The organism is Exiguobacterium sibiricum 7-3, assembly GCF_000620865.1.
Lineage (GTDB): Bacteria > Bacillota > Bacilli > Exiguobacteriales > Exiguobacteriaceae > Exiguobacterium_A > Exiguobacterium_A sibiricum_A.
Genome location: NZ_KK211190.1, coordinates 2,686,183 through 2,705,202 on the forward strand (window position 1 = coordinate 2,686,183; position 19,020 = coordinate 2,705,202).

19 protein-coding genes are annotated in these 19,020 nt (G+C 46.5%); 6 read left to right on the top strand and 13 right to left on the bottom strand.

The features are described 5' to 3' along the window. The first annotated feature begins 94 nt into the window (after positions 1–94). The 3 genes from P402_RS0114855 (at position 95) to P402_RS0114865 (ending at position 2,466) form a co-directional block, all read left to right on the top strand. A complete protein-coding gene (locus P402_RS0114855; RefSeq protein WP_026829406.1) occupies positions 95–1,195 on the top strand; it encodes a nitric oxide synthase oxygenase in 1,101 nt (366 codons plus the stop codon). Then, on the top strand, positions 1,192–1,638 hold the full coding sequence (locus tag P402_RS0114860; protein WP_026829407.1) for an NUDIX hydrolase: 447 nt from the start codon (positions 1,192–1,194) through the stop codon (positions 1,636–1,638). The genes P402_RS0114855 and P402_RS0114860 overlap by 4 nt, the downstream gene beginning before the upstream one ends. 141 nt (positions 1,639–1,779) lie before the next feature. Next, positions 1,780–2,466 carry a hypothetical protein gene (locus P402_RS0114865; protein WP_026829408.1) on the top strand — a complete coding sequence of 229 codons (687 nt, stop codon included), beginning with the start codon at positions 1,780–1,782 and terminating at the stop codon, positions 2,464–2,466. 184 nt (positions 2,467–2,650) lie between these two features. Here the strand turns inward: P402_RS0114865 and P402_RS16765 are convergent, their stop codons facing one another. The 8 genes from P402_RS16765 to tnpA all read right to left on the bottom strand — a co-directional run bounded on the left by P402_RS16765 (position 2,651) and on the right by tnpA (position 13,031). Further along, complete coding sequence (locus tag P402_RS16765; protein WP_051525174.1) at positions 2,651–3,430, bottom strand: GNAT family N-acetyltransferase; 780 nt, start codon at positions 3,428–3,430, stop codon at positions 2,651–2,653. Between the two features lie 104 nt (positions 3,431–3,534). Further along, positions 3,535–4,923: an amino acid permease gene (locus P402_RS0114880; RefSeq protein ID WP_026829409.1), complete on the bottom strand. Its 1,389-nt coding sequence runs from the start codon at positions 4,921–4,923 to the stop codon at positions 3,535–3,537. 224 nt (positions 4,924–5,147) lie between these two features. After that, the gene (locus P402_RS0114885; protein WP_026829410.1) at positions 5,148–6,953 is read right to left on the bottom strand and encodes a mechanosensitive ion channel; all 1,806 of its coding nucleotides are present in this window, start codon (positions 6,951–6,953) and stop codon (positions 5,148–5,150) included. 221 nt (positions 6,954–7,174) lie between these two features. After that, complete coding sequence (locus P402_RS0114890) at positions 7,175–9,046, bottom strand: ABC transporter ATP-binding protein (RefSeq protein WP_026829411.1); 1,872 nt, start codon at positions 9,044–9,046, stop codon at positions 7,175–7,177. Then, positions 9,043–10,767 (bottom strand): ABC transporter ATP-binding protein, encoded by a 1,725-nt coding sequence (locus tag P402_RS0114895; protein WP_026829412.1) that lies wholly within the window; start codon positions 10,765–10,767, stop codon positions 9,043–9,045. Before P402_RS0114895 ends, P402_RS0114890 begins: the two co-directional genes overlap by 4 nt. Further along, positions 10,760–11,248: a MarR family winged helix-turn-helix transcriptional regulator gene (locus P402_RS0114900; protein ID WP_026829413.1), complete on the bottom strand. Its 489-nt coding sequence runs from the start codon at positions 11,246–11,248 to the stop codon at positions 10,760–10,762. The genes P402_RS0114895 and P402_RS0114900 overlap by 8 nt, the downstream gene beginning before the upstream one ends. A 287-nt stretch (positions 11,249–11,535) precedes the next feature. Further along, positions 11,536–12,627, bottom strand: a complete 1,092-nt coding sequence (tnpB, locus tag P402_RS0114905) for an IS200/IS605 family element RNA-guided endonuclease TnpB (RefSeq protein ID WP_026829414.1) — start codon at positions 12,625–12,627, stop codon at positions 11,536–11,538. Between the two features lie 5 nt (positions 12,628–12,632). After that, positions 12,633–13,031 carry an IS200/IS605 family transposase gene (gene tnpA / locus P402_RS0114910; RefSeq protein WP_026829415.1) on the bottom strand — a complete coding sequence of 133 codons (399 nt, stop codon included), beginning with the start codon at positions 13,029–13,031 and terminating at the stop codon, positions 12,633–12,635. 206 nt (positions 13,032–13,237) lie between these two features. Between tnpA and P402_RS0114915 the strand changes: the two genes are divergently transcribed. Beyond that, on the top strand, positions 13,238–13,900 hold the full coding sequence (locus P402_RS0114915) for a class I SAM-dependent methyltransferase (RefSeq protein WP_152538838.1): 663 nt from the start codon (positions 13,238–13,240) through the stop codon (positions 13,898–13,900). Positions 13,901–13,946: 46 nt separating this feature from the next. Here the strand turns inward: P402_RS0114915 and P402_RS0114920 are convergent, their stop codons facing one another. Next, positions 13,947–14,816, bottom strand: a complete 870-nt coding sequence (locus tag P402_RS0114920; RefSeq protein ID WP_026829417.1) for a cation diffusion facilitator family transporter — start codon at positions 14,814–14,816, stop codon at positions 13,947–13,949. A 300-nt stretch (positions 14,817–15,116) separates the two neighbouring features. Here P402_RS0114920 and P402_RS0114925 point away from each other — a divergent pair, with 300 nt between their 5' ends. Beyond that, positions 15,117–15,440: a thioredoxin family protein gene (locus tag P402_RS0114925; protein WP_026829418.1), complete on the top strand. Its 324-nt coding sequence runs from the start codon at positions 15,117–15,119 to the stop codon at positions 15,438–15,440. Between the two features lie 43 nt (positions 15,441–15,483). Here P402_RS0114925 and P402_RS0114930 read toward each other — a convergent pair whose 3' ends face one another. From P402_RS0114930 to P402_RS0114940, 3 genes are all read right to left on the bottom strand, one after another. After that, positions 15,484–15,783 carry an excalibur calcium-binding domain-containing protein gene (locus tag P402_RS0114930; RefSeq protein ID WP_026829419.1) on the bottom strand — a complete coding sequence of 100 codons (300 nt, stop codon included), beginning with the start codon at positions 15,781–15,783 and terminating at the stop codon, positions 15,484–15,486. A 179-nt stretch (positions 15,784–15,962) separates the two neighbouring features. Continuing rightward, complete coding sequence (locus tag P402_RS0114935; protein ID WP_026829420.1) at positions 15,963–16,145, bottom strand: hypothetical protein; 183 nt, start codon at positions 16,143–16,145, stop codon at positions 15,963–15,965. After that, positions 16,138–16,995, bottom strand: a complete 858-nt coding sequence (locus tag P402_RS0114940) for a tetratricopeptide repeat protein (protein WP_235188891.1) — start codon at positions 16,993–16,995, stop codon at positions 16,138–16,140. Before P402_RS0114940 ends, P402_RS0114935 begins: the two co-directional genes overlap by 8 nt. A 176-nt stretch (positions 16,996–17,171) precedes the next feature. Between P402_RS0114940 and P402_RS0114945 the strand changes: the two genes are divergently transcribed. Then, a complete protein-coding gene (locus P402_RS0114945) occupies positions 17,172–18,443 on the top strand; it encodes a M20/M25/M40 family metallo-hydrolase (protein ID WP_026829422.1) in 1,272 nt (423 codons plus the stop codon). An 80-nt stretch (positions 18,444–18,523) separates the two neighbouring features. Here the strand turns inward: P402_RS0114945 and P402_RS0114950 are convergent, their stop codons facing one another. After that, positions 18,524–18,997: a hypothetical protein gene (locus tag P402_RS0114950; RefSeq protein WP_026829423.1), complete on the bottom strand. Its 474-nt coding sequence runs from the start codon at positions 18,995–18,997 to the stop codon at positions 18,524–18,526. Positions 18,998–19,020: the final 23 nt, after the last annotated feature.

Consider the following 19,020-nt stretch of genomic DNA (forward strand, 5'->3'; position numbering starts at 1 on the left):
CGTTTAACGATTATCGATTGGCAGAAAGCTGAAGCAGGCGGTACACTGAAACAAGAACAATCGTCGTGTTGGATAAAAGAAAGGATTCTATGCCGTGCCCACTTTACTTGCCGAAGCCGAACGCTTCTTAACTGACTATATAGAACAATACCCGCAGGACAGTAATCGCCTGCATGAAGTCCGTGAAGAAGTTTCACGGACAGGGACATATGAACAAACGTCCCAAGAGTTAGCATACGGGGCAAAACTCGCCTGGCGTAACAGCAACCGCTGTATTGGCCGCCTCTTTTGGGATCAGCTACATGTCATCGACGCACGCGATGCTTTAACCATCGAGACAATACGCGATGCTTTATTTGAGCATATCGAGTATGCGACGAATGATGGGCGTGTCCGTTCGACGATCACGATTTTTCACCCGGACCGTGTCCGCGTCTTGAATCATCAGTTGATTCGTTATGCCGGATATGAGACCGCGGAGGGCATCACCGGGGACCCGAACTCAATTATTTTCACTAAACAGTGCCAGTCACTCGGCTGGTCTGGTCAAGGAACTGCATTCGATATCTTACCGTTGTTGATTGAACTCGACGGGCAGGTCAGCCTGCATCCGCTGCCGGACGAGCTGGTCCTCGAAGTAACAATCACCCATCCTGACTACGACTTATTCGGCGACCAAACCATCAAATGGTACGCCGTACCGATGATCTCTGATATGCGGCTCGAAATCGGCGGCATCTCCTATCCGTGTGCGCCGTTTAACGGCTGGTACATGGGAACGGAAATCGGCGCCCGTAATCTAGCGGATACCGATCGTTATGACCTCTTGCCCCTTGTTGCCAGACAACTCGGGCTCAATACGTCACGGGAACGTTCCTTATGGAAAGACCGTGCCCTCGTCGAGTTGAATCTGGCCGTTCTCGATTCGTTTGAACGGGCTGGAGTGACAATCGTCGATCACCATACGGCTGCCAAACAGTTTGCCCGATTCGAAAAAAATGAAGCCGCGTGTGAACGGGATGTCACCGGCGACTGGTCCTGGCTTGTACCGCCGATGAGCGGTGCCGCGACGCACCTGTTCCATAAAGACTTTGATCCGACAATTAAACGGCCTAACTTCTTTCCCGGTATTGCTCCGGCGGAAAAAACAACTGCCCCCACCGGTTGTCCGTTCCATCAGGAGGTCTCACGATGAATTATGTCAAGACGCTGCGGGATCAAGTCGGACAAACGCCGTTGATCTTGGTCGGTGCCGTCGTGCTTGTCATCAACAACGAGCACATCCTACTCGAACAACGGAATGAATCGCAGGCACGGTTCGGACTGCCCGGCGGATTAATGGAATGGGCCGAATCCACGGAAGAAACGGCCCGTCGTGAGCTCTTGGAAGAGACCGGTCTCGTCGCGGAACAGCTGACATTGCTTGGTGTTTATTCCGGAAAAAATTACGTCACGACGCTTGCAAACGGGGATGTCTTTCAAAGCGTAACCCTCGCTTACGTGACAACTGAAACGTCCGGTACGTTACGGATCAGCGAGGAAAGTTTTGCGTTGACCTATTTCCCGCTAACGGAATTACCGGACAACATCGTCGGATCGCATCGTGTGATGATTGAAGACTATCTAAAACAAAGTTGACCTACATCGCTATAAAATGAATGACCAAACGCCTTCTTCAGTAAACGAAAGAAAGGCGTTTTTGGTTTTATTTTTCTTTTTAATTTCACGCCACCTTAAAATGTTATAAAATGGAATTAAAAGAAGAATTGGAGATGTGTTATGAAGAAAATAATTTTATTTGCTTGTTTGCTTTTATTAGTAAGTGTTAACCCTTTACATTCAGAAGCTGCATCTTACTCCAAAAAGATCAAACAGGATTTTACCATGTATGATAAATCTAAAAAGAAATACACCGTTTCTGTACGGTCGTCCAAAGCAACTTGTCATAAGGCGACTTCAAACGATATTTGGTGGATTAAAGGAAAAGATGAGTTATGTAGTGGAAAATTCGTACTCTATTTGAACGGAAAATCTACCAACTATAAATACACGTATACAAAATCAAATCCTTACGTATTCAGTACAACAGATGCTAAAACAAGTGCTATTCTTAAAAACAAGACAGGTTACCCCGTCGTCTTTTCACTGACAAATAAAGAAACATACTCTTTCATTAATTTAAAAACATATACTATCTCGAACAAAAAATTAGTGAAACAAAGCAATACATTAATTTCATATGGAGTTAAACCCAAGATGAATGGTAACCTAGTACAAGTTCCTATTTATGATAATGGCGGTTATGGATTCGGATACGTATTCAACGATTTCACAGTGAGTAATACAAAATGGATTGATGAACGCTCACATGATTATATCTCGCAAGACCCAAACAGTAAAAGATACAAAAATGGTATGAGTGAAATGAAAAAATACCAAAGTTCATTGAGTTATTTTGTAAAGTAACCGCTTCGCAAAGAATTGAGGGTATTTTAATGATGAACAAAATCATGCTAATCATGCTTGGTGGCACCGGAATCCTGTTTGTGATTTTTGCCATTATCGTCATGATCAGTTTATGGACCTGAAAAAAAGCCATGATGTGTGGCGTTCCCTCCGTGGGACTTCCACACATCATGGCTTTTTTGTATCAGATGGTTTGACTCATGACGAATTGCTTCAATTCCCGTTGCTTCCAACCGGCTTGCCGTAAATCTTCCCACACTTGTTGATTGGTCGACTGCAACTGATAACGGGTTCCCGTCAAACGGCGTGTCGCTTCTGTCGCGACCCGTGCCACGTCTTCCTCTTCCGTTACAATCGCAAAAATCGACTCATGGGCGGTCGCAATGAACGCCCCGTCAAGTTCATAATACTGTGCTTGCGCCTGCTTCATTACCGTCTGGTCTTGTTGCCAGATGTATTCCCCTTGCTGTATGTAGCGTCGCTCAAATGCAACAGCATCAATCTCGATAAGCGGCTCCGTCTGGTCGGGTTCTTCCCGAAGAAAATAGCCGAGTTCGTCGACTGTGCGGTAGCCGAATTTCTGGTAGAGCGAAATGGCCGGCTCATTTCCTTGAATGACTTCAAGCAGCAAACAATCGATCTTCAAAGACTTCGCATAACTGAGTTGCGCTTCGTATAATGCTTTTGCAATTCCAAGTCGACGGTACTGCGGATCGACCGCTAGTCCACCACAGCGCATGACTGATTCTTTTTTAATCTGCTTTACGCCGTTCAGCCAAATCGCGACCGGCCGTTCCCCGTGATACGCGATGAATGAATGCTCCAGCTGATTCCCATCTCGTTTCAAAATCCGTTCTTCGAATACTTCAAGCGAGAGGCCCAGCGGAATCATGTAATCGCTGAACCCTTTCTTCATGATTGAATATGCCGTCTCTGTATCAGGTGCCCGTTTAATATGGATCATCTCGGATCGCCCCTTTCCTTACAAACGTTCGCCTTTTCCAGTGTTCATTCCTGCCAGAAGTAAACAAAAAAGCCATCCAGAAACGGTCCTGGATGGCGTGAATGTTATTGGTGTAATTTCGAGCGTGTTCTTCCATATCCGAAATAGACGAGTAAGCCAATCCCTGTCCAGATGAAGAAAGCAATCCATGTGAATGTTTGAAGATTCAACATCAACATGATGCAGGCGAGGACTGAAAGAATCGGTAAGAACGGAACCCATGGTACTTTGAACGCCCGTTTCAAATCAGGACGTGTTTTCCGTAAGATGACGACGGCAATTGAAATTAGAGCGAATGCTGCGAGTGTCCCAATGTTAATCAATTCTGCCAGTGTACCGAGCGGGACGAATCCGGCGATCAAACCGGCTGTCGTTCCAAGAATCCATGTTGCTTTCACAGGCGTATGTGATTTTTCATTCACGTCTGAGAAGATTTTCGGCAATAATCCGTCACGGCTCATCGCGAACAAGAGACGAACCAGACCAAATGTCATAACGAGGATAACGGTCGTCATACCGACGATCGCACCTAAGTCGACGAATCCTGCGACCCAGTCTTGACCTGCAAATTTTAATGCCAATGATACTGGACTGTCGACACCTTCAAACTGTTTGAACGGTACGATTCCGACCATGATGGCCGATACGACAACGTATAATACCGTAACGATGGCAAGTGATCCTAAGATTCCGATCGGCAAGTTACGACCCGGATCTTTAACTTCTTCTGCGGCTGATGTAACAGCATCAAAACCGAGGTATGCGAAGAAGGCAATCGCTGAAGCCTGTAAGACACCACTGATACCGAACGGTGCGAACGGCGTGTAGTTGCCCGGCTCGACATACCAGATGCCGACGACGATGAATAAGACAACGACGGCGACTTTAACAAGAACCATGATATTGTTGACGCGTTTCGTTTCCTTGATGCCCAACGATAATAAGAACGTGATGACCATCAAGATCAGGAACGCCGGTAAATTGAAGAATGTTTCGCTTCCGGGTACAGCACCTGGTGCTGCCGTTATTGCGGTCGGCAAATTGACACCGAATCCGGATAACAACGACTGGAAATAACCGGACCAACCTGTTGCAACGGCACTTGAAGCTAAACCGTATTCCAAGATGAGACACCAACCGATGATCCAAGCCACCAGTTCCCCAATCGTGGCATACGTGTACGTGTAGACACTACCCGAGACGGGAATCATCGATGAAAACTCGGCGTAACAGAGAGCTGCTAATGCACAGACGATAGCAGAAATAATAAAGGCAACCGGTAATGCGGGTCCTGCATACAACGCTCCTGTTCCGGTCAGGACAAAGATCCCCGTCCCGATAATCGCACCAATCCCAAGTAAAACTAAATCAAAGCCTGACAAATGCCGTGCCAGTTTGGAATGGCTTTTTTGATCCATCATCACACTGACATCTTTCTTACGAAGCAAACTCATAAAACACCCTCCGAACTTTCTCTTTTTTCTGAATATTCAAATCATTTTTCTAATTGACCTTTTCATCATAACAAACGATGTCAGCTTTTATAAGCAAAAGTTTCTGTTTTTTTTCACAAATTGGTCAAACCAGCTTTGTTGTTTTACTACAATACAAACATGTACATACGCGTTAACGCACTAAAAAAACTCCTCCACCGGCTGGTGAAGGAGTTTTACTGATGTTACGGACGATCATTTGGGTGATCTAAGTTCGGACCACGGTTTGTGTCCGGATCAATCGGATAATCGTCTTGCTGTGCTAAATCATTTTCAGGAAGTGCACCCTTTGGCGTACCATGTGTCGGGTTTACGTTCGTAGAAGATGATGGTTTAGAAGCTTTTGGTGCTTGATCTGGCGTGACATCATCTGCTGCTTTTGACACTGCACCTTTTGCTGCTTCTTTTAAGCTTGGCTTCGTCGAAGCAGACGGTGTGTTGTTTGACGGCAGGTTCGATGTGTCGATATCTGTATTTTCGGCTTTTTTCTGGAGACGATCGAGGTAACGTGATGCATTATCACGGCCACCTAAACCAAACGCGAGTCCGAAAGCAAGAGCAACAGCACCAAGGATCAAGATGAACGCTGAGTTGACGATTGTAGCGGCAACACCAAGTTGATCAAGTGCCATGAAGACAGCAAGAGCAAGGATGGCATATTTCGCGACGCTTGAAAGAACTTTTAAATCCGAGTTAGCAAACAGGCTGTCCATTGTACGTTTCACCAAGTTGCTGATGATGATACCGATGGCCAGGATGATGATCGCTGTCAAGACGCTTGGAAGGAAAGCAAGAACCGCGCGACCGAGATCAACCATGAAGTTAAGACCGATCAAGTTGAAGGCTTCAACGACGAACAAGACGACGATGACGATTTCAACGAGTGATCCGACGATTGATGATGGTGATGTCGATGCATTGTTTGCATCCCAGTTACCGATTTTCAAGTGGCGTGTTAAGTTGTTGAAACCGAGGCGCGACAAAAGGTCTGCAACGAATTTCTTAACAAAACGACCAATATAAAGACCGACAAGAATCAAGACGATACCGACGATGATGTTTGGAATCATACCAAGAACATCATTTAACATATTGATGGCTGGCCCTGTGATCCCTTTAATGTTGAGTTGGTCCAGTGCCGAAATCGTGATTGGGATTAAGATCAAGATGAAGACGACTGTACCTAGGATTGAAGAAAGTGATTTTGTATCTTTTTGTTCGTTTGTACCAATGTTGAAGCGTGAAGCAAATTTGTCTGTACCTACTGCATGCAGGAAGTTCGTGACGATATCGCGAACGATTTTCGCAACGAGGAATCCGACGAAGAAGATCGCTGCTGCAGCAATCAGACGCGGGATGAAACCAAGGAACGACGAGAGTAATTGGCTGAACGGCTCAGAAACACTTTCGATGTTGAGCGCACCAAGTACACCGGGTAGGAACAAAAGTAAAACAAGATAGAAGACGATTTCGCCTGCAATCTTCGGATAGTTTGAAAGATCCGTTTGACCTTGAAGCATTTTGTTCGAACGGACTTTTTCGTTCGACATCAACTTCGTTCCGCCTTTGACGATGACCATGCGGAGTACAACCGCGATGACGTAAGCAAGAAGAAGAATCAGTGCTGCTTTCAAGATATTCGGGATCGCTGCGAGCAATGTGCCCATCGTATCCGCAAGTGGTCCTGCGATGATGTTCAAGTTCAAGATGTTAAAGACTAGGATAAGAACAAATACCATCAAGACCCAGAAAATCACAGTTCCGATGATTTTTTCAGGTGTCCACTTTTTCTTTTGTGGTGGTGTACCTTCTTTTTGTGGTGACAACTTATGAACGACACCCGATTTTTCTAATGCTTTTTGAATGCCGTTTGCGATCAGCTTCGCAATCAGCCATCCGATCAGGAAGACGATAAGTGCTCCTAAAATATTTCCGAGAGTTCCTAGAATCCCGTTGACGTCAAATGACGTCGTGTTCCAAAAGTTGTTCATCCTGCCACACTCCTTCATCTCTAAATAATATATTTCCGACACTTCTTTAATTTCCCCAGCTAAAGGAATCGCTAAACCACTTTTAACCTGAAAGTGGCAGTTTGTGAATAGTATTTAAAAAAATGGATGATTCTGATTAGAACCATCCATTTTGGAAAAACTATTTTATTTTAGTATCGTACTGTCATGATTTCGTAGCAGACTAGAAATTCCAACTTACTTTAGACTACTTCTTTTTCCGAGAACTGACTGTTGTAAAGATCGGCATAAAAACCGTTTGCTTCGAGCAAGGTTTCGTGCGTTCCCTGTTCGATGACCTGTCCCTGATCCATGACTAAAATCAAATCCGCATCTTTAATCGTCGACAGACGGTGAGCGATGACGAAGCTGGTCCGTCCTTCCATCAAGCGTTTCATCGCTTGCTGAATGAAGATTTCTGTCCGCGTATCGACGCTTGACGTCGCTTCATCGAGAATCATGATTGGCGGATCAGCGAGGACGGCGCGGGCAATCGTCAACAACTGTTTTTGCCCTTGCGAGATATTCGATGCTTCTTCATTTAGTACGGTATCGTAGCCGTCCGGCAATGTCCGGATGAAGTGATCGGCGTGGGCTGTTTTTGCGGCTTCGACGATTTCCTCTTCCGTCGCACCAGTTTTTCCGTAAGCAAGATTATCACGAATCGTACCGTTAAAGAGCCACGTATCTTGCAACACCATCCCGAACGTCGTCCGCAAATCCTCGCGTGACATCTTCCGGGTATCGATGCCGTCAATCCGGATGACACCACGATTCAATTCGTAAAAGCGCATCAATAAATTAATCAACGTCGTTTTCCCGGCACCGGTCGGACCAACGATCGCCACCGTTTGCCCCGGTTTGACGTCGATGTTCATGTCTTCAATCAACAACTGTTCGTCGTAACCGAAGTCGACATGCTCGAAAGCAACCGCTCCGTCGGCTTTCGTCAGTTGATGAGTCGTCACTTCCTTGACTTCCTCTTCTTCATCCAACAGTTCAAAGACCCGTTCGGCAGCAGCGACCGTCGACTGGACGATGTTCGCAATGTTCGCCGTCTGGGTGATCGGTTGCGTGAACTGACGTGTATAGGTGATGAACGCTTGAATGTCCCCGATCGAGATGCTGCGCTGGGTGACGAGAATCCCCCCGACGACACTGATCAAGACGTAACTGATATTTCCGATGAACATCATCATCGGCATGATGATCCCGGAGATGAACTGGGCTTTTCGTCCCGCTTCATACAATTCTTCATTAACCGCATCAAATTGTTCGACCGCTCTGCGTTCATGACCAAATGCTTTGACGACCGGGTGACCGGTATACATCTCTTCAACATGACCGTTCAGTTGTCCGAGCGTCCGTTGTTGATCGGCAAAGTATTTTTGCGACCGTTTCAGAATCGGACGAATCGCGAAAATCGAGATCGGTAACGAGACAAGTGAGATCAATGTTAGCAACGGACTGATCGTCAGCATCATGATTAAAATCCCGACAATCGTCACGATCGACGTGATGAACGAGGTCACACTTTGTTGCAGCGTACTGCCGATTGTATCGATGTCATTCGTGACCCGACTGAGCGTCTCCCCGTTCGGCCGGCCGTCATAATACTTGAGTGGTAACCGCTCCAGCTTCTGATTCACATCTTCGCGTAAATCATAGACGGTTTTTTGCGCAATCCCAGACATCAGATACTGTTGCAGGTAACTGAACAGACTGCTGATGACATACAGTCCGGCGAGTAACAGCAAAATCTGTCCGATTTTCGTAAAGTCGATTTCCGCTCCCGGAACCCCCTGGAACTTGGCGTATGCTCCTTCAAACAGTTCCGTGATCGCCGTCCCCATGATTTTTGGTCCGGCAATCATAAAGATCGTACTGAGAATGGCTGCGACAAAGACAGCTATGAGAGCGTTCCGGCGTGGTTTCAGATAACCGAGCAAACGCCGGAATGTCGCTTTGAAGTTTTTTGGTTTTTCGCCCATCATCATCATGTTCCCGCCGCCAGGACCACCACCCGGTCCACCTGGAGGACCGCCGGCAGGTCGTTTTGTATTACTGGTACTCATGCGATCTCCTCCTCTGACAGTTGGGATTTGACGATTTCCTGATAGACGTCGTTTGTTTCATACAGTTCGTCATGCGTTCCGATCCCGGCAATTTTACCTTCTTCGAGGACAATGATCTGATCGGCATCCATGACCGTGCTGACACGCTGGGCGACGATCAGGACGGTTGCATCCTCGGTTTCCTGCTTCAAGGCTTTCCGTAACGTTGCATCGGTTTTAAAATCGAGAGCGGAGAAGCTGTCGTCAAAGACATAGATGTCCGGTTTACGGACAAGCGCCCGGGCAATCGACAATCGTTGTTTTTGACCACCGGAGACGTTGGAACCGCCTTGTTCAATCATTGAGTCATACTGGTCTGGCATCCGTTCAATAAAATCTGTCGCTTGAGCGACGCGCGACGCATGCTGGATCTCTTCGTCCGTTGCGTCCTCTTTCCCGAACCGGATGTTATCCGCGATCGTTCCGGTGAACAACAACGCTTTTTGCGGGACAAAACCGATTTTCGAACGTAATTCTTCCTGCGGGACAGCTTGGCTGTCAACACCGTTGACTTGGATGCTACCGTCCGTCACATCATAAAATCGCGGAATCAGATTAACGAGCGTTGATTTTCCGGAACCCGTTCCGCCAATGACGGCCGTGATTTCACCCGGTCGGGCGGTAAAGCTAATATCTGATAAGACCGGTGCCTCTGCTCCCGGATAACTGAATGTCACCCGGTCAAAGACAAGGGTCCCGCGTTCGCGGTCAGCGGATGCTGTTCCGGCATCGACCATCGTCGGTTCCATCTCGAGCACTTCATTAATCCGTTTCGCCGAGACCGCTGCCCGGGGAATCATGACGAACATGACGGACGCCATGACGAGGGCAAACATGATCTGCATGACGTATTGAATGAAGGCCATCAAGTCTCCGATTTGCATTCCGCCGTTATTGATCCGGATGCCACCGAACCAAATGACACCGACGACCGTCAAGTTCATCACGAGCATCATGACCGGCATCAAAAAGGCCATGATTTTATTGACCTTGATCGAGACATCCGTTAAATCCGCGTTCGCTTTTGTTAAACGGACCTTTTCCTGCGATTCCCGATTGAAAGCGCGGATGACACGAATCCCGGTCAGGTTTTCCCGTAAGACTAAGTTCAAGCGGTCAAGCCGTTTCTGGACTTGGCCAAATAACGGAACCCCTTTCCAGAGAATCAACAGAATCGACACGACCAATACCGGCATCGCGGCAACGATGACGAGTGACAGCTTCGCATCTTTTGAGACGGCCATGATCAGTCCACCGACAAACATGATTGGCGCACTGACGACCATCCGCAGCATCATGATGACAACCTGCTGGACTTGGGTAATATCGTTTGTCGTCCGCGTAATCAAGGAAGCCGTTCCGACCTGATCAAACTCCTGTAACGTAAACCGTTCGACGTGATTAAAGACTTTTCGGCGGATGTCGCGTCCGAGTCCCATCGCGGCTTTTGAGGAGTAGTAACTGGCAGCAATCGCCGCAAGTGCCCCAAGCCCCGTAATCCCAAGCATGACCGCACCGATTTTCCAAATGTACGCCGTATCTCCCGTCACGACCCCTTTATCGATGATGTCCGCCATTAAGGTCGGTAAGTATAAATCCGACATCGATTGGGCGAAGACCAGAATCAAGACAGCAAAGACGGCCCATTTATAGGTCGTCAGATTTTTGAGTAACTTAATCATCTGTACAGCCTCCGTTTCCTGGTGACAAAATCTCCTTTAATCCTTCCGCAATTTGCGCGTGCGTCTGCAACATCTGTTCAAAGACGGCAGGATCGATTTGATCGAGAACCTGTTCGAGCCGTTGTTGCATCCCGGCTTCCTGTTGTTTGATTGTCTCGACGAACTGCCGACCGTGATCACTCAAACGTAAGACGACTTCCCGCCGGTTGTCCGGATTCGTTTCCCGGATCACCCAGCCCGATTGAACAAGTCCTTCAATCGATTGACTGAGGGTGCTTTTCGGTAAATGTGTATGCGCGGCAAGGTCCTTTTGCGTAATCGGACTTCTTGGGGCAATCGTCATCAAGCTGTGAAATTGCGGTAAACTGAGTCCATTTTCCTGCGCTGTCTGATGCGCCGCCCGAACAAGATGCCGTTGCACATTCCAAAACGACTGCATCATGGCCGTTGAACGAACCGGCTCCCGTTGCTCTGTTTCCATCCTTCCACCTCCGTGTTCCATTTCGAATCGTTCCATATCGAACGATTATCTATGTAAACTAAATTACGCCCATTTAGGTCGAATGTCAACGCAGAAACAATGTGAAAATGCACATATTTGCAACGAGGATATGATTCATCTCACGTATAATGAAAGAAACGTACAAGTGAACTACTCACCACTTATTTGCTTCGCAAATTGAAGTGGAAGCTTCTTGGGAAGATCGTACTTTTACTAGCTACGGTTATTTACCAAGCTCATCGGGTGGTTCCCACCCTGAAGGGTTTTCAGTCTGCTAACAGCAACAAGTTGATACTTGCATTGATATCTCGATCATGATGCGCACCGCAAGTACATGTCCACTCGCGTACATCGATTGTTTTCTTCTCGCCTTTTACTCCACAAGAAGAACAGATTTGGGTCGAGGCGTACCATTGATCCGCCTTGATAAGTGTTCGTCCGTAGAATGCGCATTTGTATTCTAACTGTCGGACGAACCCATACCAACTGACATCTCCAATCGATTTGGCGATCTTATGGTTCTTCATCATGTTCTTCGATTTAAGTGTCTCGACGACGATGACTTGGTTATCGTCAACCATCCGTTTCGACAGCTTATGAAGAAAATCTTGACGTTGATGTGCAATCTTTTCATGCTTCTTGGCGAGGATGATCCTCGCCTTCTCTCGGTTCTTACTCCCGATCTCCTTGCGGGACAAGGCGCGTTGCGCCTTCTTTATCTTCTCTTCGGACTTTCGAAGAAAACGAGGATTGTCAACCTTCTCAGAAACACGCTCATCATTTGTCATGATGGCGAAGTGCTCCAAACCAAGGTCGATTCCTACTTTATTTTGGGCTGGAACCCATTGCGCTTCGGCTTGATCGACAAGGATGGAGATGAAGAATTTCCGCGTCTTCGTCATCGAGACCGTCGCGGACTTGATCACACCATCAAACGGACGATGTTGTTTCAACATCACAAAACCGATTTTAGGAAGTTTCACCTTACGATCTTCGATGCGGATGCTTCCCTTCAGATTGTTTGTTGTGTAAGAGGCTCGGTCGTTGTGCTTCGATTTGAATTTCGGAAACCCGACAGAGTTATCCCGAAAAAAGTTGGTATACGCCTTGTTTAAGTGCATCTGAGCGTTCGCAAGAGAAAGACTGTCGACTTCTTTGAGGAAAGGGAATTCGGGCTTGTACTTTGCCGGGGTTGGGAGCTTCTGCTTCGCGTCAGGGTTGAGCTTCGAATCTTCATACAATCGGATCCGCTCTTCGAGCATCTTATTGTAGACGAAACGGACACAACCGAACGTCTTCACGAAATATTCTTGTTGGGGTTTCGTCGGATAGAGTCGAAACTTGTACGCCTTCAGCAAAGCAATCACTCCTTTCCTTGTTTTTCGATATAGTGTCTGATGACGTCGCTTGTCGCACCTCCGGTCGTCACGAGACAGTAACTTCGAGACCAGAACATTTCTTTCCATAGTTGTTTCTTGACATGCGGAAAGTCTCGTTTGATCAGTCGGCTGCTTGCACTCTTGTAAGCGTTCAGAAACTTTGACATTTCCGTGTTCGGGTGTGCTTTGAACCGCACATGGATATGATCGCCGTCATGATGCCACTCGTTCAGCGTGATATGATACGACGCGCCGATTCGTTCGAACGTCTGTCTCGCGAACTCCGAGATGGCGTCATCGATCACTTTTTGTCTGTATTTCACGACGAGGACAAGGTGATAATTCAGAAGGAAGACTGAATGTTTATTTGTGTCCATTTTCATTTATATATCAGTCCTTTTGATGAGTTACACTGATTGTATCAAACGATTGCAGTCTTACCAAGACGGGCGATTCATCTCCCACCTACGCTTGGCTTCGCCCCGGTACGCTTAGAGGTGGGAGAATTCTCGCTAAATTTAGTTAAACGCAACCTATACCATTTACTCAAGCGAATCCGAAAAACAATTCGGGGCACTGGCTTTAACGATTGAACGGAATTTCTAAGCGGAAGGAGCGGATCACCATCATTGCCACCATTAAACGTTTCATTGATCAGCAATATGCACATCCTACAGGACGGTTTGGCACATACATCGGGGAAAAGATGGTGAGACAACATCAACCTGAGACTGAGTGGACCGTAAATCTGCTGAACGTCCAACAAGATGACACCATTCTAGAACTTGGCTGCGGGGCAGGTTATGCCATCGAGCGACTTGTCCATCAATCATTAGCAAAACAGATTACCGGTATCGATTCTTCTTCTGCCATGCTGCGTTCGGTACAAAAAAGAAACAAAGTGGCGATCCAATCCAATCGGGTTAAGGTACTGTATGGAGATTTAAATCAATTGGCATTTCAAAATGAACAGTTCGATAAAGTATTTACGATACATACACTCTATTTTTGGGAAAACATCTCCGGTACCTTAGCAGCTCTTTATCATGCCTTAAAACCGGGTGGTCATTTCGTCATCACGTTCTGTGATGGCAAAAATGATGAAATCTGGACTGGCGTGAAGGATTTGGTACAAACCCAAGTCATTCCCGCTGCAAAAACACATGGTTTTACCGATATCATACTTGTCGAAGGTCCCGTCTCAAGGCAATTCCATACCGTTGCAGTGATGGGATATAAACCTTCCAATTAAAAAAAGAACGGTCGTCAGAAGACGATCGTTCCTTTTATCACGTGCTTCACTCCGGCTCAACATGGACATGAATATCGTAGACACCATATTCATCCGTCAGCGTATCTTCGACTTTCGTCGCGATATCATGTGCTTGATTGACGTTTAATTGCGAGTTGACGAGAATCACGACATCCACGACTTCATTATTCCCATAATTCCGTCCCTTGATCGACTTGATTCCTTTGACACCCTCTAAATCAAAAATCACATCTTCATACATCTTCAGCTTCTGTTCATCAAATCCATCCGACAATTCATGGGACGCTTCCGAGAAAATATCCCAAGCCGTTTTACAGATCAAGAATCCGACGACGATTGCCGTCGCGATATCAAGCCACGGCATCCCGAACTGGGACCCAACAATCCCGATCGTCGTTCCAATACTGACCCAGGCATCGGATAAGTTGTCTTTCGCAGCCGCCATGACGGCCTTGCTGTCAATTTTCCGTGATAGGTTCCGGTTGTAACGATAAACGAAATACATCACGATGGCGGAACCAATCCCGACGTAAGCCGCGACGATATCCGGCGACTCCTGCTTTCCTTCGAACAACGTCGAAACCGTATCGATCAAGACCTGTAGTCCAACTGCCATCATAATGAAGGAAGCGACCATCGAGGCAATCGTCTCACTTTTCCAGTGTCCGTATTTATGATTATCATCTGCCGGACGTCTTGAGATTCGTAATCCGATCAAAACCGCAATTGAGGCGATGATATCCGTCGTATTGTTTAAACCGTCTGCCCGTAACGCCGCTGAATCCGCCGTGTAGCCGACAATCAATTTGATGACCGATAAGACAATATAGGCAATGATGCTGATCATGGCACCACGCTCACCAAGCTTTAAATTATCATATTTTTGTTGATCCATTTTTGTCGCCCCCACTCGCTCTGTCGATTAGCAAACCTCATCGTAACAGGTCGAAATCAAGTGGGTCTATAGAAATCATTTTGCTTAAAACTAGTTAATTAACAAAAGACCAATAGTGTTTCCTCAAGGCAAATCATATTTTATTGTGGATTGATGCTTCTTGTGCAATTTGCGCATACTTTTGCTATTTTCTTCTACAACACTTTTGCAGAACATGGCTACCCTTCAATCATAATCCGTGCATCTTGCGCCTGGAATCAGTAGACTAAAGATATACACCAACAACAGGGGGACTAACACATGAGTAACTACATTAAGAGTGAAGATACATTCAAAGAATTAATCGCAAGCGACACACCGGTCATCATCAAGTTCGAAGCCGACTGGTGCCCAGACTGCAAACGGATGGACTATTTCATGCCGGATGTCGAATCACAATTCAGCGAACTGCCGATCTATACGATCGACAAAGATGAATTCCCGGAAATCGCATCAGACAACGTCGTCATGGGCATTCCAAGCTTACTCGTCTTCCAAAACAACGAGAAACTCGGTCACTTGCACAGTGCCAACGCAAAAACACCGGAAGAAGTAACGGACTTCCTCAAGAAAAACTTCAACTAAACGCGCGAAGACCCACTTTCCAAATTGGAAGTGGGTCTTTTTTTTAACGTTCGCAGGCGATGCCGTCTTTGTCACGGTCACTTTTTGTATTGAGGTTATACGTCGCTAAGCTGACGTGTGCAGCATACTGTGTCTTTTTATAAATGGCTTTTCCGTTTTTATCGTAACCGGTCCGGTTTTTAAGCCCCTTTTTCTTCGCGACGCCACCTTTGTATTTATCATGCATCTCTGTACAGTTTTTGAAGGCCTTCGCTTTAGTCGCGGCGTGGCTTTCTGCTGATGTCACACTGATCAACGAGAGACTCAGTACACCGGTCATGATGATTTTTACTGCCTTGTTCATGTCAATTCCTCCTCAATTTTAAAATTCCAAATTTTAGTGATAATTTGATTATAGAGGATTTTTTTAGAATGTGTTTTGACTTTTTGATTTTTACAGGGATGATTTGTCAGAAAGTTTTTATGAACTCAAAAAAAAGATCCATCGCTTCGCGACAGACCTCTCTTGAATATAAGATTGAATTATCGTGTTCCTGCCAAATACATGACGACAAACATCAAGATTAACGGGGATACCAAGAGGACCAAAAGCGTCAACCACAACCCTAATGCAAAAGCACCCGAGTCGCGTAATCGAATCGTCTTCCGGGACTTTGCTTTTCGTTCTCCGCTTTTTTCCTCACGTTCACTGACTGGACTAAACATCGCTTCTCTCCTTTTGAATCGGATGAATGAAATCATCTGCCCGGCAAAGAATTGTCACCGACCAGTTCGGGTGAATCCGAAATCCTTGGACAGGACGTGAAGAATCAAGAGAAGAAATAGATGTCGATTCAATCAAATTCAACGTAACAAACTGATCACGAATTCTCCGGATTATCTGACGCATATAGTTGTAAGAAATCCTTTGTCCCCCTAATTCAGACAAGGCATCCTGTAAAACCGGATACGGTTGAAATGATTTTTGATTCAGTAACACGAGGGTCAAGAACATATGTAGGTTTAATGATTCAGCTGGTTTTCCGAACACCTGCAATGTTTTCCCATCATCCGAACTTCGGAGTAACAGCTCTCCTTTATCCGGACGGATGTCGTAAAACTGTTCTTCATTGATAATCGTTTCATGGCCTGCCGTGATTTTCCGATAATACAAACGGTCTAACATATTTTCTTCCTGGACAAGCATTTCAGCCCGGTAGCGTTCAATGCGTTCCTGGTCTATCTCTCCTTCGATCCGAAGTTCCAAGTCCTCTAACTCACGCAAGGCCTCCCGTGTAATCGCCATTCCGCAATTAACGAGAAAGGTATTCGCTAAAATTAACTGTGTCTCACTCAAGACATCGGTCTCCGTTCCGTCAAGCGCCGTCTTAAAATGATAAACTGCCAGTTCGTACTGGTGCTCACGATAAAGAAGATATCCCAGTCGATAATTGGCGATTGGATGATTCTTTTCTATACGTAGTGCCTGTAACAACCACTTCTTTGCTTGAACAAAATCCGGTTTTTCCGACAGCTTAAAAAACTCGGCTTGCCGAATAAAATGGTTAAGTCTCATCTTACGTTGGAATTCCATCTCTTCAACTGTCCTTCTCGGAAATCTGTGTCCAGGCCGTTTTTCTTTGAGATGTTCGGATTGTTCCATGCTTTTCCTCCTATTTTTGACGTGTGACAGCCTGTCACAGCTCCCTTGCTAAACTGAAAACAACTTATCCAACAAGGAGCTGTTTTTATATGACAAACGCAACGATTCTGTTAGCACGACATGGTCTGAGCCGGGACGATCAATTCAATAAAACACACGTCGCTTGTTTGACTGACTCCATTTTACAATATCCGGTAGTAGACTGGAACGACCGTCAGCTGATCGAGTGGATTCAGCAGGTCCCTTTCGAGAACCTACCCGGTCGTGAAGCAATGATTGATCCCTCGACGAATGATTTACCGTATCAATCCTTTGATCCATACATTCGGGGAATCGTCCGTTGGCTGAACGCACTCGATATCCCGACGTTGTCTTGTTGTGACGGTCATGGCCGCGGTCGGGCATCAATCCTGTTAAAACGCGCTCCGTCGCTTGAGCAGTGGCAACTTCTTCAGCTTGCCCTTCCCTATCAGATGACGATGGGATTAACGCAACTGACGTTACATCTTGACTACCGGAAAAGCGGATTTTCTTCTTTATTATCGTTGGCCGAACGTCTTTACCGGCTGACTGAAGACCGGACTTATGTCGAAACATTACGACTTGAACAATTTAAGCACCGTTTGTTGACATGGCTCGATATCCCGGGCGTCAGCAAACGGGAGCGACTGGTCGCCATGCATCTCCGCAATCATTTAAGATCGAGCACAGATTTCCTGTATACCGATAAGCAGGGAAATGTACTGGCAACCATCCAGTATGGCGTCGGTCCGACCGTGCTGTTGTCCGCTCATATGGATACGGTCGAACTGATCGAGGAAGGTCGGGTCATTCTAGAGGACGGGACGAACCTCCGCAGTTCCAGCGGCATCCTTGGAGCTGACGATCGTGCCGGCATCACGGCAATACTTGAAGTACTCGATCGTGTCCAAAATACAAACTTTTCTGGCACCCTGAAACTCGCTTTTACCGTTCAGGAAGAAATCGGATGCCGCGGTGCGGAAGGAATTGATCCGGATTTCCTCCATGATGTGGATGCCACCATCGTTGTCGACCGCCGTGGAACACGCGATATTGTCACGGCCTGCCGAAATCAAATACCGTTTTGCACACAAGAGTTCGGTCAGCTGTTCGAGGAAGCCGGATGTCTCGCTGGAATGACCGACTGGCAAACGACAACGAACGGCGGATCAAGTGATGCCAAGGTGTTTGCCGGCTTCGGCATCCCTTCTGTTAATCTGTCTGTCGGATACATGCATGAGCATACCGAACACGAAACGGTTGATTACGCAGCAACCTTCGAGACGGTCACTTTGATTGAATCTGTCCTACACCATCAGCTCATTCCGGTTCTTTCTTAAACTTCCTGCACCTCTTCGACACGAAAAGCGCGCCAAGGCGCGCTGTCCGAGGAAAACGATGGATTAGAAAAATCAGCTTGTCAGTACCGCAATCGCTTCGCCTCTAGTCTTTTGTATCGGACACTTACGCCAATCGCCAGCACGATATAAGCAAACCCGGCAAACAGCGCAAACTGTCCATACAAGACGTCAAACCAGGCATTGAACCCAAACAGCGGGACCGCAAACAGATAATAAAACGGATATTGAATAGCTGATACGATATCAAACCAAAGTTCCCCTAACCAGTAGCGCTCAAAAAACGTGACTAAATAGACAATAATGCCGGCTAATAACCCGAGACGCAGGTAATTGAAGACAAACAAGATTGTCTTTTCTTCGCGGACCAGTATCACAGAACCGATTAAAAAGATCAGCCAAACGATGGATGCTGCGATTTGAAGCAGACCAATCGAACCGTCCGGATAAAGACTCGCCGGCCAGGCATTGATACTGATTATTGCGATCAAAAGCACGACAAACAACGCGACATACTGTTTCGTCGAACGAACCATGATGGTGTTCCTCCTCTAAAATT

Excerpts from the sequence above, each read along its gene's own strand:
- P402_RS16765 (WP_051525174.1), bottom strand. The coding sequence starts at position 3,430 with ATGATCCATATTAAACGGGCACCTGATACAGAGACGGCATATTCAATC.
- P402_RS0114940 (WP_235188891.1), bottom strand. The coding sequence starts at position 16,995 with ATGAGACTTAACCATTTTATTCGGCAAGCCGAGTTTTTTAAGCTGTCG.
- P402_RS0114865 (WP_026829408.1), top strand. The coding sequence starts at position 1,780 with ATGAAGAAAATAATTTTATTTGCTTGTTTGCTTTTATTAGTAAGTGTT.
- P402_RS0114945 (WP_026829422.1), top strand. The coding sequence starts at position 17,172 with ATGACAAACGCAACGATTCTGTTAGCACGACATGGTCTGAGCCGGGAC.
- tnpA (WP_026829415.1), bottom strand. The coding sequence starts at position 13,031 with ATGAAAATGGACACAAATAAACATTCAGTCTTCCTTCTGAATTATCAC.
- P402_RS0114935 (WP_026829420.1), bottom strand. The coding sequence starts at position 16,145 with ATGTTTAGTCCAGTCAGTGAACGTGAGGAAAAAAGCGGAGAACGAAAA.
- P402_RS0114880 (WP_026829409.1), bottom strand. The coding sequence starts at position 4,923 with ATGAGTTTGCTTCGTAAGAAAGATGTCAGTGTGATGATGGATCAAAAA.
- P402_RS0114900 (WP_026829413.1), bottom strand. The coding sequence starts at position 11,248 with ATGGAAACAGAGCAACGGGAGCCGGTTCGTTCAACGGCCATGATGCAG.
- P402_RS0114950 (WP_026829423.1), bottom strand. The coding sequence starts at position 18,997 with ATGGTTCGTTCGACGAAACAGTATGTCGCGTTGTTTGTCGTGCTTTTG.
- P402_RS0114930 (WP_026829419.1), bottom strand. The coding sequence starts at position 15,783 with ATGAACAAGGCAGTAAAAATCATCATGACCGGTGTACTGAGTCTCTCG.
- P402_RS0114890 (WP_026829411.1), bottom strand. The coding sequence starts at position 9,046 with ATGAGTACCAGTAATACAAAACGACCTGCCGGCGGTCCTCCAGGTGGA.
- P402_RS0114885 (WP_026829410.1), bottom strand. The coding sequence starts at position 6,953 with ATGAACAACTTTTGGAACACGACGTCATTTGACGTCAACGGGATTCTA.
- P402_RS0114920 (WP_026829417.1), bottom strand. The coding sequence starts at position 14,816 with ATGGATCAACAAAAATATGATAATTTAAAGCTTGGTGAGCGTGGTGCC.
- P402_RS0114895 (WP_026829412.1), bottom strand. The coding sequence starts at position 10,767 with ATGATTAAGTTACTCAAAAATCTGACGACCTATAAATGGGCCGTCTTT.
- P402_RS0114860 (WP_026829407.1), top strand. The coding sequence starts at position 1,192 with ATGAATTATGTCAAGACGCTGCGGGATCAAGTCGGACAAACGCCGTTG.
- P402_RS0114925 (WP_026829418.1), top strand. The coding sequence starts at position 15,117 with ATGAGTAACTACATTAAGAGTGAAGATACATTCAAAGAATTAATCGCA.